Origin of the sequence: Streptomyces roseirectus (genome assembly GCF_014489635.1) — a bacterium.
Lineage (GTDB): Bacteria > Actinomycetota > Actinomycetes > Streptomycetales > Streptomycetaceae > Streptomyces > Streptomyces roseirectus.
In genome coordinates this window covers 1,394,733-1,407,005 of record NZ_CP060828.1, presented here as the reverse complement: position 1 = coordinate 1,407,005, position 12,273 = coordinate 1,394,733, and the positions used below count along the sequence as shown (strand labels likewise).

Sequence of the window (12,273 nt, the reverse complement as noted above, 5' to 3'; positions counted from 1 at the left end):
CCGCTGAATCGGGGTGCTGTGCGGCGGCCCGGGAAATTCCTTGTTTCGATCTTGGGGTGACCAGGAAAGGGTCAGGGGGTCTTGCGCACTCCGTCCAGGGCGATCCCGAGGACGCGTTCGCGCTGCGCGTCGTCCGGGAAGTGGGTCGCGGTGACGCCCGCGACCAGTCGCAGCAGGTCCGAGAACTCCATGTCGGGGCGGGCCTCGCCGGCCTCCTGCGCGCGCGTGAAGAGCGGGCCGCCGGCCGCGTACAGCGACGTGCGGCAGGCGTCGAAGATCTCGGACTGCTCCTCCAGCGCCTCGCGCACCGCGCGCTTGGTGACCATGTAGGCGGTGAAGCGTTCCAGCCAGGTGGTGACGGCCTGCCAGGGCGGGAGGTCGGCGACGTCGTCGGCCGCCTCGCACAGGGCGTTGACCTCGTCCGCGTAGACGCTCTCGAACAGGGCCCGGCGGGTGGGGAAGTTGCGGTACAGCGTCGCGATGCCGACGCCCGCGCGCCGCGCGATGTCCTCCAGGGACGCCTCGGCGCCGTGCTCCGCGAACGCCTCGCGCGCGGCGGCGAGCAGCGCGTCGTAGTTGCGGGCCGCGTCCTTCCGGTGCGGGCGCTGGGCGGCGACGATCGCCGTGATGGGGAACGACTGGGCGGTCACGGTGGCCTCCCGGGCCGAAAAAAGTGGAGGTTCACCTCCGGAAAGCCTTGAAGCGGAGGTTTGCCTCCGTTATGGTGGAGGGGTACCTCCACTTTACCATTCGAGAGGTTCCTCATGCCTCGCTCGTCCTCCCGCCTCACCTTCGCGGTCCTCGCGACAGGCGCGGGTGTGTTCGCCATGCTCCAGTCGCTCATCGCGCCCGCCCTGCCGACGGTCCAGCACGCCCTGCACGCCTCGCAGTCGACGGCGACCTGGGTGATGACCGCCTACCTGCTCTCGGCGTCCGTGTTCACCCCGGTCCTCGGCCGCGTCGGCGACCTGATCGGCCGCAAGCGCACCCTCGTCGCCGTCCTGCTGGCCGTCCTCGCGGGCTGTCTGCTCGCCGCGCTCGCCCCGACCATCGGCGTCCTCATCGTCGCCCGCGTGATCCAGGGCGTCGGCGGCGCCCTCGTCCCGCTCTCCTTCGGCATCATCCGCGACGAGTTCGCCGCACAGGACGTGCCCGGCCGCATCAGCGCCCTGTCCGCCGTCATCGCCGCGGGTGGCGGGGTCGGCATGGTCGCCGCCGGGCCGATCGTCTCCGCGCTCGACTACCGGTGGCTGTTCTGGATACCGGTCGTGATCGTCGCCGGGGCCGCCGCGATCGCCGTGCGGTACGTGCCCGAGTCGCCGGACCGGGCCTCGGGCACGGTGAGCTGGCTCGGTGCGGTGCTGCTGTCCGGGTGGCTCGTCGCGCTGCTTCTGCCGCTCAGTCAGGCGGGCACCTGGGGCTGGGGGTCGGGCCGGGTCCTCGGGCTGTTCGGGCTCGCCGCCGTCCTCGCCGCCGCCTGGCTGTACGCCGAGTCCCGCTCCGCGAGCCCGCTGATCGACCTGCGGATCATGCGACTGCCCGCCGTGTGGACGACCAACCTCGCCGCGCTGCTGTTCGGCGCGGGCATGTACGCGATCTGGTCGTTCCTGCCGGGCTTCGTGCAGACGCCCCGCAGCGCCGGGTACGGCTTCGGCGCGAGCGTCACCGCGTCCGGCCTGCTCATGCTGCCGATGCTGGTCGCGATGTTCGTCTCCGGCGTGCTCAGTGGACGGCTCGCCCCGCGCGTCGGTTCCAAGGCGCTGCTCGTCACCGGCTCCGGGCTCGGCGCGCTCGCCCTCGGGTTCCTCGCGCTGTGGCACGACGCGCAGTGGCACGTGGCCCTCGTCGCGGGCGTGTTCGGCCTCGGCATCGGGCTCGCCTTCGCCTCCATGGCCAACCTGATCGTCGCCAGCGTCCCGCCCGCCCAGACCGGCGCAGCGACCGGCATGAACGCCAACATCCGCACCATCGGCGGCTCCATCGGCGCGGCCGTGACCAGCGTCCTGGTCACCGGCGGCCTCCAGCCCTCCGGCTTCCCCCGCGCCGCCGGCTACACCCACGGCTTCACCCTGCTCGCCCTCCTCTGCCTCGCCGCCGCCCTCGCGGCCCTCCTCGTCCCCACCACCCGCCCCGCCCGCACCGGGACGAACCCCGCCCCGGCGAAGACACCCGCTCCCGTGCGGTAAGGTTTACCTGCGTGTTCACGCGGTCACCGACCACGCGAACACCACGGGACGTGGCGCAGCTTGGTAGCGCACTTGACTGGGGGTCAAGGGGTCGCAGGTTCAAATCCTGTCGTCCCGACTGAAGAAGTCGGTAGGTCAGAGGCTCCGTCGGAGAGATCCGATGGGGCCTCTTGGTCATTTCTGGGGACCTCTTGGGGACCAGGGGGACTGCTTCCTCGGGCGGCCGGAGTCGTGCCTCCGCTGGTTCGGTGACCAGAACTCAAGGGTCGTTGCCGAAGTCTGGCGCCAACTCCGCGCAGCCGACAGGCTGTTGAGCGGAGTCAGCCCGGCTCGTTCCACGACAGCGCACCACGCCAGGAGAGGACCGGCCACACCATGGGACGTTCGGAACAGTCAGTCTCCCGCTCAGCAGTGTCGCCCCGCAGAGTTGTGCTCCTCGGAGCGCTCGGCACCGCCGCGACCCTGGCCCTCGGCCGCCCGGCGTCGGCAGGCCCCCTCGCCCGAGCCGCCTACCCCCTCGTGACCCGAGCCGCCTGGGGGGCCGACGAATCGCTGCGGTTCACCGCCGGCGGGACCGAGATCTGGCCGCCGGAGTACTACCCGCTCCAGACCCTGTCCCTGCACCACACCGCCGACGGCAGCAGCAACCCCGACCCGGCGGCGAGGGTCCGCGCGATCTACCGGAACGACGCCGTCGGCAAGGGGTACGGCGACCTCGGCTACCACTACCTGATAGACGCGAACGGCCGTGTCTACGAGGGACGTTGGTCCGGCACCGACGGCACCCCCGCGCACGACGCCGCCGGACGTCTCGTCACCGCCGCGCACATCGGGAGCTACAACTCCGGCAACCTCGGGATCGCGCTGCTCGGCACGTTCACCGACACGCCCGTGTCGGCCGCGGCCCGCGCCTCCCTCGTCCAGCTCCTGGCCGAACTCGCCGCGCGGCACTCGGTCGACCCGCTCGCCACCGTCGTCTACCGCAACCCGGTCAGCGGGGTCACCCGGACCGTCGCGGCCATCAGCGGGCACCGGGACTGGGCGGCGACCCAGTGCCCGGGCACGCTCCACGCCGACCTTCCGCAACTCCGCAGGGACGTCGACCAGTTGACCGTCGGCTGACAGCGAGGACCGTCCACGGCCGAGGGTGCCGTCGGCGGGGTGCGCGAGCCGGCCGAGGGCCTGGTCCCGCAGCCGGCCGTGAGAGAGCCCGCGACGGCGTGGGCTCTGACGCCGGCCCGGCAGCCGGTACGTCCGTCGGCGTGCTCCGGCACCCGACTGATACGGCCGGCCGTGCCGTGACGGCGTTTTCGCACCGGCCCCTGCCCGCAGCCGGCCGGCCGACCGGCCAACCAACCGGCCGGCCAGCCGGATCAGAGCACGGGCGGTCTCAGGGCGCGAGCAGGTACGCGTTGGTGATGGTCTCGCGGACCGTGTTGCCCGCCTTGTCCTTGAGGTCGACGCGGAAGGTGGCCGCCTTGGCGGTGGCGGGATGCTTGACGGTCACCGAGCGGGCGCCCTTGGTGTCGGTGGTGACCGTGAGCGGCTTCCAGGTGCGCCCGGCGTCGTAGGAGACGTGCACGGCCAGGGCGGCGACCTGTCCGGCCCCGGCGGCGGGTCCGCCGATCCGGAGCGGAACGGTGAGGGTGCCGCCCGCCGGAGCCGTGCCGCGCAGGCTGAGCTGCGGGGCGAGCCGCACCGTCGACAGGGGCAGCCGGGCCGTGGCGCCCGAGGCGGGCCGGGCGGAGGTGAACGTCCACACGCCCGACACCTTGGTGCTGGTGGCGGTGTCGACGGCGGCCCGGCTCCCCTCGACGGTCAGCCGGTACGCGGCGGACGCGGCCGGCACCTCCGTGCTCAGCCACTCCGTGGCCGGCCCCTCGCCGAGGACCCGCCCGCCGGACTCCAGCCGCGCGAAGCCCTTGGCGACGACCGAGGTCCCCGGATTGCCGCTGCCGTCGTTGAACAGCGAGATCCGCGCGCTGATGAGGTCACCGGTCCGGTCGGCACCCTGCGGGCCCTTCGCCGCGAGGTCGGGGCCGACGACACCGGTGTTGAACCGCAGCACCTGGCTGGAGCCCGCCTTGTACGTCACCCGCTCCTTCGTGTACTCCACCCGCGCCTCGCCGCGCGCGTCGACCTGCGCCGCCGTCCACGACCAGCGCACCCCGTCCGCGCTCAGGTAGTGCGTGGTGGACCGGGGCAGCTTCTGCTCCTGCGGTTCCGCGATGCCGGCCGTGTCCCCGTCCGGGTCCAGCGGCGTGATGTGGACGCGGCCCCTGACGCCGGCGGCGGAGGCGCCGAAGCCGAGCTTCACCTCGGCGACCTCGGCCCGGGTGACGGTGCGGTTCAGGCCGGTGAAGAAGCTGCCCGTGCGGTGGAAGGCGAACCGGTGGTCGACGTTCTGTCCGGCCGCGCCGGGCGCCTTCCACACGCCGTTGAACTGGGCCTTGAGCCTGGGGGACACCGGGCCGAGGGCCAGCGTGCGCACCGGCGGCGCCCCGCCGGACGACCAGGAGTTGCCCACGCCGGAACTCGGGTCGAAGTAGCCGACGTTCGAGGTGACGGGTTTCGCGGCCGGATCCGGCGCCTTCACCGTGAACGGCTTCGCCTTGCGGGAGTCGAGCGTGACCGTGAGCGTCCGGTTCACCTCCAGCACCGGCTGGACGAAGAAGCCCGGCGTGTTGTCCGCCGCGAAGACGAGGCTGTCCAGGTGGTAGCTCCCCTTGCGCAGCCGCTGCACCACCGTGCCGTCCGCCCGGTACGGCAGCTCCACGTACCCGCCGCCCTCACCCCGGGAGGTGATCGTCGTGGTGTACGCGGCCGGGTTCGCCCCGTCGGCGTCGATGTGCCGCACCGTCACGTCGTACGACTCCACCTCGCGCTCCACCACGAGCCCCGTGCGCACCTGCTGTCCGTCGCCCGCCGCGAGGACGGTGCCGCCGAAGACGCCGTCGAGGGTGCCCTTGCGGGTGTCGGCGACGACGGAGGTCGTCGCGGTGCCGCCGGCCGGGACGGTGAGCTGCGCGTCCTTGACGGTGAACATGCCCGCCGGGGCGGTCCCGGACGTGCTCAGCCGGAGGGTGACCGGCCGCGTGCCCAGGTTGCGGTAGGTGAGCGTCCGGGAGAGCGGCTTGTCGTCGCTGTGCGGCCACGCCTGCATGCCGAAACCGAGCGAGCCGGGCTCGGCGACGACCTGGGCGCCCGCCGCGCGCGCCACGTCCACCCGGCCCGCGCCCTGCTCGTGCGCGCTCAGCCGTGGATTCGGCTCGGCCGAGCCGGTCAGCAGCGACTTCAGCCGGGCCCCGCTCAGCTCCGGGCGCCGCTGGAGCAGCAGGGCGGCGGCGCCCGCGACGTGCGGGGCCGCCATCGACGTCCCGCTGTGCACGGCGTAGCCGTCCCCCGCGGGCTCGGAGCCCTGCGTGGTCTGGGCGGCGGTGATGTCGACGCCGGGGCCGGTGATGTCCGGCTTGGGCGTGCCGTCGAGGTTCGGGCCGCGGCTGGAGTCGTCCGCGATCCGGTCCTGCTTGTCCACGGACCCCACGGTCAGCGCGGCCGGGGCGCTGCCGGGCGTGCCGATCGTGCCGGGCTTCGCGCCGTCGTTGCCGGCGGACACCACGAACAGGGCCTTGCCGGACAGCCGGGCGACGGCCGCCTCCATCGGGTCGGTACCGGGGGAGTCGAGGGAGCCCAGGCTCATGTTGACCACCCGCGCGCCCTGGTCGACGGCCCACTGCATGCCGGCCACGATGCCCGAGGTGTCCCCGAAGCCGTCGTCGGCCAGCACCTTGCCGTCCAGCAGCCGCACCCCGGGCGCCACGCCCTTGTACCGGCCGCCGGACCGCGCGCCGCTGCCGGCGAGGATGGACGCCACGTGGGTGCCGTGCCCGTAGCGGTCCTTGACGTCGGGGGCGCCGCTGAAGTTCTTCTGCGTGACCTCGACGCCCTTGAGGTCCGGGTGGGTCTCGTCCACGCCCGAGTCCAGGACCGCCACCGTGACGCCCTTGCCGGTCTGACCGGACTTCCACAGGGCGGGTGCGCCGATGCGCGGCACGCTCTCGGCGAGGGAGGCCCGGACCTTCGCGTCCAGCCAGACCCGGGTGATGGGCCGCACGGGCGCGCTCGCGCCGTCCGCCGTCCGGGCCGAGGCGCGGCCGGTGACGGCCTTCCACAGGGCCGGGGTCGCGGCCCCGGACACGGCGAACGCCTCGCCGTCGACGGCGGGCAGCGCGCGCCGCTCCCGGACGGCCAGCCCCGCGAACGGGTCGCGGGCCGCCGTCTTCATGGCGGGCCCCCGGTAGGAGACGATCAGCGGCAGCGCGTCGCCGTAGCCGTCGGCGGCCAGGCGCGTGACGTCGAACAGGCGCCGGTCGAGCACCCCGTCGGCGATCAGGCGCAGGGCGTCCTGCGGGATCACGTGGGTGTGGCCGCCCGCGCGCCGCACCGAGAAGCCGACCTTCTCGCGGCCCTCGCCCCGGACGAGCGAGGCGACCCGGCCGTCCTCGCCGACGGCCACCCGGTCCCCGGTGATCAGGGTGACGGTCGTCGCGGGGCGCGCCCCGACGCCCGCGGCCCGCGCCGGTTCACCGCCGGCCGTCGCCTCACCCGTGACCAGGACCCCGGCCACCAGGGCGGCCAGTGCCGCCGTTCTCGCGCGTGCTGTCGATCCCACTCGCGTCCCCCCGCTCGTGTCTGTGTGCCCCTGCGTTCACCGCTATCACGCACGGCACGCGTGTTCGGTTCTCCACGAGGCGTAAGAGGCGTGAGCGGATAGGCTCGTGGGACGTCCGTGACGCACGAGGTGAGGCGTGACCCCCATCGCAGGCAACCTCCCGGCCCCCCTGACGAGTTTCGTGGGCCGGCGGCGTGACGTGGCCGAGGTCCGCCGTCTGCTGCGCACCGCGCGCCTGGTGACGCTGACCGGCACGGGCGGCGTGGGCAAGACCCGCCTGGCGCTGCACGTGGCCGGCCTCTGCGCCGCCGCCTACCCGGACGGCGTGTGGCTGGTCGACCTGGCCCCGGTGCGCGACCCCTCGACGGTGGCCGCGACCGCTCTGGGCGCGCTCCGCCTCCCCGACCTCGGCACCCGGCCCGCGCTGGACGCCCTCATCGGTCAGCTGGCCCGGCACCGGGCGCTCGTCGTCCTCGACAACTGCGAACACCTCCCCGACGCGAGCGCGGACCTGGTCACGGCACTGCTCGCGGCCTGCCCCGGGCTCGGCGTCCTGGCGACCGGCCGCCGGGCCCTGGCCGTCCCCGGCGAACACGTGCACGCCCTCGCGCCGCTGCCGGCCGACGGCGAGGCCGTCGAACTGCTCCAGGACCGGGCCGCCGCCGTCCGCCCGGACTTCCGCGTCACCGACGCGAACCGGGACCGGGCCGTCCGGCTGTGCGCGGAGCTGGACGGGCTCCCGCTGGCCATCGAACTGGCGGCGGCCCGGCTGCGCAGCCTCACCCTCGACGTGGCCGTGGAACGGCTCACCGACCGGTTCGCGCTGCTGACCGGCGGCTGCCGCACCGCGCCGCCGCGCCAGCACAGCCTGCGGGGCATGGTCGAGTGGAGCTACGAACTGTGCGCCCCCGCCGAACGGCTGCTGTGGAACCGGCTGTCCGTCTTCCGCGACGGCTTCGGCGCGGACGCCGCCGCCGACGTCTGCTCGGGCGACGGCATCACCGCCGCCGAGGTGCCCGCACTCCTCGACCGCCTGGTCGCCCAGTCCGTCGTGGTCGTCCGCGACGGCGACGGACCGCCCCGCCACCACCTCCCGGAGATCCTGCGCGAGTACGGACACGCCCGGCTCACCGAACCCGACCGGCAGCGCCTGGCGCGCCGCCACCGCGACTTTTATCTCGCCCTCGCCGAACGCCTCGCGCAGCGCTGGTACGGCCCCGGCCAGCCGCAGGCCCTGGCCCGGCTGCGCGCCGAACACGCCAACCTGCGCCTGGCCCTGGACCACCGCGACGGCCTCGCCGGCGCCGACGCCGACGCGCGCGGCCTCGCCGGTACCGATGCCGACGCGCGCGGCCTTGCCGGTACTGACGCTGACGCGCGCGATCTCGCCGGTACTGACGTTGACGCGCGCGGCCTTGCTGGCGCCGACGTTGACGCGCGCGGCCTTGCCGGTACTGACGTTGACGCGCGCGGCCTTGCCGGTACCGATGCCGACGCGCGCGGCCTTGCCGGTACTGACGCTGACGCGCACGATCTCGCCGGTACTGACGCCGACGCGCAGGCCGAACTCGCCCTGGCCGCCGCCCTGCGCTTCCACTGGAGCGCCTGCGGCCTGCTCGCCGAGGGACGCCGGCGCCTCGACCGGGCGCTCGACGCCGCACCCGCGCCCACCCTGCCCCGCGCGCGTGCCCTGTCCGCCGCCGCCTGGCTGGCCCTTCTCCAGGGCGACCCGGAAGCGGCCCGGCGCCGGCTGGACGAGGCCGAACGCCTGGGCCACCGGCTGGCGAGCCCGTCCGTCCTGGCCTCCGTCCAGGGGCTGCGCGGCACCTCGGCACTCCTGCGGAACGAGTCCGCGCGGGCCCTCACCCACTTCGAGGAGGCGCTGGCCGCCCACCAGGACGCCGGCGAGAGCGCCCAGCCGCTGTTCTGGCTCTTCCAGATGACCCTCGCCCAGAGCCGGCTGGCCGACCCGCGCGCCCTCGACACCGGCCGGCGCGCGGTGGCCCTCGCCGAGGCCCACGGCGAACGGCACTGCCGCTCCTACGCCCTGCTGGCGCTGGGCTACGAGCTGCGGGCCCGAGGCGACCACGACCAGGCCCTGGCACACATCCGGGCGGCCCTGGAGATCCTGCGCGACTTCGACGACTTCGTGGCGACCGCGCGCGCCCTGGACCTGCTCGCCTGGATCGCCGCCGCGCGCGGCGCCCACGCGCGCGCCGGGCTGCTGCTGGGTGCCGTGAGCGCGCTGGCCCGCGGCGTCAGCATCGCCCCCGGCGCCGAGTCCGGCGCCCACCACGCGCGCTGCGCGCAGGCCGTCGCCTCGGCCCTGGGCCCGCAGGCCCGCGACAAGGCCCTCGCGGAGGGCAGCCGGTACGACACGCCGGCCCAGGCCATCGCCCTGGCCCTGGACGAGGACGACGACACCGCCGTCAAACCGCTGACCCGGCGGGAGCGGGACGTGGCCGCGCTGGTCGCCCAGGGCCTGACCAACCGGCGGATCGCGACGCGGCTCAGCCTCTCGCCGAGGACGGTCGACCGGCACGTCGAGAACATCCTGACCAAGCTCGGCCTGCGCCGCCGCGCCCAGCTCGCGGCCTGGTGGGCCGAGCGCCGGGAACCCGCCGTGTGACCTCTCCGCGCGGAAATGGGTAGAAGCACGGATCCCCTCGCGGAACCCCGCGGCCATCATCGTGCCCTGCGCGAGGGGTCCGTCCCGGGCGGGCGGTGCCTCACACCGCCGCCGTCGGCCGGCTCCCCGCGCCGACCGGACCGGCCCGCGCAGCGCCGGCCCGGACAGCTTCGGCTCCCCGGGCGGACCACGGCGCCCGTGCGCCCCGCGCCGCCCGCTTCGAGAATGAGAGCAAGACGTGAGAATCAGAACGGAAGCGGCGCGCGTGCGGAAGGCCGTCGCGATGGCCGCCGTCGCCGCGGCCCTGTTCGCGGCGCCCGCCACCGCCGCCCACGCCGACGCGGGCGATCCGCCCGCGGCACCGGCCGCCTCCGCGCCGCCGTCGGCCGACGCGGGTGGCACGAGTGGCGCGGGTGACGCGAGCGACGCGCCCAAGGAGACCGTCCCCGAGTCCACGGCCGGCTCCGCCGCCCCGTCCGCGCCGACCTCCGAGGAGCAGGCCGCGCAGCAGCTCGACAAGGTCGCCAAGGACCACGCGGCCCTGGGCGTCTTCGGCGACGCCTCCGCCCCCGTCCTGGTCCTGCCGGCCGGCACCTCCGCCGACGAGCAGGCCCAGGTCACCGCCCAGATCCCGGCCGACGCGCACGCCACCGTCAAGACCAGCCAGTTCACCCAGGCCACCCTGGACAGCCTCGACAAGACGGTCACGGACCGCCAGTGGGCGCCCGAGGCGGCCACCTACGGCGTCTCCGCGCAGTACGACGCCCAGAGCGACAAGCTCCAGGTCCGCAGCGACGCCCCCGACTCGGCCCTCCAGCAGCTCAGCGACGCGCACCCGGGGCAGCTGGCGACGTCCCAGTCCCGGATGGAGCCCCAGAACACCCGCTTCTCCGACTGGTCGCCCTTCTGGGGCGGGAACGCGCTGATCGGCGCGACCGGCGGAAACACCTGCACCGGCGGGGTCGCGGTCAAGGACTGGCCCGGCGGCGACAAGCTGCTGACCTCCGCGCACTGCTACGGCTGGTGGGTCAACGTCTACAACCGCAACTACAGCGGGGGCGCGACCAGCAACTATGTGGGCAAGGTCTACAAGCGGGACACGGACGTCGACGCCGAGGAGCTGAGCGGCACCGACTACGCCCCGATCATCTACACCGGGGGCAGCCAGATCAGCGGCAGCCACATCAGGGTCTTCGGCAAGCAGCCGGTCTACTTCGGCCTTCAGGTGTGCGTGAGCGGCGCGGTCAGCTTCAACCACTGCGGCCACCCGATCTCCAACGGCCAGATCAACATCTGCTGGCCGGGCACGGACGTCTGCATCAAGAACAACTCCGGCTTCGTCTTCGAGAAGGGCGGCACCAACTTCCCGAGCTACAACAACGGGCTGGAGACCAAGCCCGGAGACTCCGGAGCCCCCATCTACATCACCGACCGCAGCGGCATCGCGGCCTACATCGTGGGCCTGAACGCGGGCGCCTTCTGGGACAACTGCTGCGGCCGGAAGACGATCCACATGGTCGGGGTGAAGCTGGACGACATCCTCCAGAAGTTCGGCTCCGAACTCATCACGACGAGCTGACACCTCGCGCGGGCCACGGCCGTCGCCGTGGCCCGCAGGTGCCGCCGCCCCGCACGTCCCCACCCTTTCCCCAGGAGTCTTCCCATGCCCCGTCGCACCCCGCCCGGCCCTCGGCTCGCCGCCCGGCTGACCGGCTACGCCCCCCAGCTCGGACCGCTCGTCGCGATACCCGGCGTCATGGTCGTCCTCGCGCTCGCCGTCGGTGGCTCGCACCTCTCGGACAGCGCCTCCCAGCTCCTGTTCACCGGCGACTGGACCCAACTGCGCACGTGGGCGGCGCTGCTGCTCAAGACCGGCCTCACCGCGCTGGCCTTCCTCCCCGTGGCGGTCGCCGGACTCGTCGCCCACAGCCTGGCCGGACGGGCCGCGGTGGTGCCGGCGGCCGTGGGCGGACTGGCCGCCGCCGGGGTCCAGGGCGGGGTCCTCTCGGGGCTGGCCGCCGGGGCGTGCGCCGGGTTCGTCACCCTCGGGCTCGGACGCGTCACGGTTCCCGCCCGGTGGCGCGGTGTCGCGTCGGCCTGGCTGTTCCCCCTGGTGACGACCGTGGTCACCGCGTTCCTGGTCCTCGGGGTCATCGGGGAACTGCTCAACTCCTTGAGTGGCTGGCTGCACAACGAACTGGCCTCCCTCCAGTTCGAGAACACCGTCGCCACCGGCCTCGTCCTCGGCGCGATGGCCTGCGCCGACCTCGGCGGGGTGATCACCCGGACGGCCATCGCCTACGGCGCGGTGGAGCTGAGCGGCGGCGATCCGACGCGGTTCAGCACCCTCAACATGACGATGATGGCCGCCGTCGTCGCGGCCGGCATGGTCCCGGCGCTCGCCCTGCCGCTGGCCGCGCTGGTGCGGCGTTCTCTGTTCAGCCAGGAGGAGCGCGACTACGCGAAGGGGGCTGGCTGCTCGGGGCGGCCTTCCTGCCCGAGGGGGCGGTGCCGTTCGCCCTCGCCGATCCGCTGCGCGTGATCCCGGCGTCCATGGCGGGCGGCGCCGTGACCGGGGCCCTCGTCATGATCCTCGGGCCGACCAGCAAGGCACCGTACGGCGGCGCCTTCGCCCTCGGCGACACCGGTAAGCCCCTGCTCTTCCTGCTCGCGATCGCCGGCGGGGTCGTGATCACCGTTCTGTTGACCGTAGCCCTCAAGAGCCTGCGGCTCACTGCTCCGGCCGCGGTCGGGGAGAAGGTCCTGGCGGCTTGAGGTGACGATGC

8 protein-coding genes and 1 tRNA gene are annotated in these 12,273 nt (G+C 74.2%); 7 read left to right on the top strand and 2 right to left on the bottom strand.

What is annotated here, in order from left to right; all coding sequences use genetic code 11:
* Window positions 1-71: 71 nt before the first annotated feature.
* Entirely contained in the window at window positions 72-650 is a 579-nt protein-coding gene (locus tag IAG44_RS05745) for a TetR/AcrR family transcriptional regulator (RefSeq protein WP_187746039.1), read from the bottom strand.
* Between the two features lie 114 nt (window positions 651-764).
* Between IAG44_RS05745 and IAG44_RS05740 the strand changes: the two genes are divergently transcribed.
* From IAG44_RS05740 to IAG44_RS05730, 3 genes are all read left to right on the top strand, one after another.
* Window positions 765-2,186 carry an MFS transporter gene (locus tag IAG44_RS05740; RefSeq protein ID WP_187746038.1) on the top strand — a complete coding sequence of 474 codons (1,422 nt, stop codon included), beginning with the start codon at window positions 765-767 and terminating at the stop codon, window positions 2,184-2,186.
* Window positions 2,187-2,230: 44 nt separating this feature from the next.
* Window positions 2,231-2,304, top strand: a tRNA-Pro gene (locus tag IAG44_RS05735).
* Window positions 2,305-2,561: 257 nt separating this feature from the next.
* Window positions 2,562-3,308 carry a peptidoglycan recognition protein family protein gene (locus IAG44_RS05730; RefSeq protein WP_187746037.1) on the top strand — a complete coding sequence of 249 codons (747 nt, stop codon included), beginning with the start codon at window positions 2,562-2,564 and terminating at the stop codon, window positions 3,306-3,308.
* A 268-nt stretch (window positions 3,309-3,576) separates the two neighbouring features.
* Here IAG44_RS05730 and IAG44_RS44210 read toward each other — a convergent pair whose 3' ends face one another.
* A complete protein-coding gene (locus IAG44_RS44210; RefSeq protein WP_187746036.1) occupies window positions 3,577-6,858 on the bottom strand; it encodes a S8 family serine peptidase in 3,282 nt (1,093 codons plus the stop codon).
* A gap of 136 nt (window positions 6,859-6,994) precedes the next feature.
* Here IAG44_RS44210 and IAG44_RS43295 point away from each other — a divergent pair, with 136 nt between their 5' ends.
* The 4 genes from IAG44_RS43295 to IAG44_RS05705 all read left to right on the top strand — a co-directional run bounded on the left by IAG44_RS43295 (window position 6,995) and on the right by IAG44_RS05705 (window position 12,262).
* Window positions 6,995-9,487, top strand: a complete 2,493-nt coding sequence (locus tag IAG44_RS43295; RefSeq protein ID WP_246561521.1) for a LuxR C-terminal-related transcriptional regulator — start codon at window positions 6,995-6,997, stop codon at window positions 9,485-9,487.
* 238 nt (window positions 9,488-9,725) lie between these two features.
* A complete protein-coding gene (locus IAG44_RS05715; protein ID WP_187746035.1) occupies window positions 9,726-11,066 on the top strand; it encodes a chymotrypsin family serine protease in 1,341 nt (446 codons plus the stop codon).
* 84 nt (window positions 11,067-11,150) lie between these two features.
* On the top strand, window positions 11,151-12,029 hold the full coding sequence (locus IAG44_RS05710; protein WP_187746034.1) for a sugar phosphotransferase: 879 nt from the start codon (window positions 11,151-11,153) through the stop codon (window positions 12,027-12,029).
* The gene (locus IAG44_RS05705) at window positions 11,996-12,262 is read left to right on the top strand and encodes a hypothetical protein (protein WP_187746033.1); all 267 of its coding nucleotides are present in this window, start codon (window positions 11,996-11,998) and stop codon (window positions 12,260-12,262) included. Before IAG44_RS05710 ends, IAG44_RS05705 begins: the two co-directional genes overlap by 34 nt.
* Window positions 12,263-12,273 lie beyond the last annotated feature (11 nt).

Excerpts from the sequence above, each read along its gene's own strand:
- IAG44_RS05740 (WP_187746038.1), top strand. The coding sequence starts at position 765 with ATGCCTCGCTCGTCCTCCCGCCTCACCTTCGCGGTCCTCGCGACAGGC.
- IAG44_RS05730 (WP_187746037.1), top strand. The coding sequence starts at position 2,562 with ATGGGACGTTCGGAACAGTCAGTCTCCCGCTCAGCAGTGTCGCCCCGC.
- IAG44_RS05710 (WP_187746034.1), top strand. The coding sequence starts at position 11,151 with ATGCCCCGTCGCACCCCGCCCGGCCCTCGGCTCGCCGCCCGGCTGACC.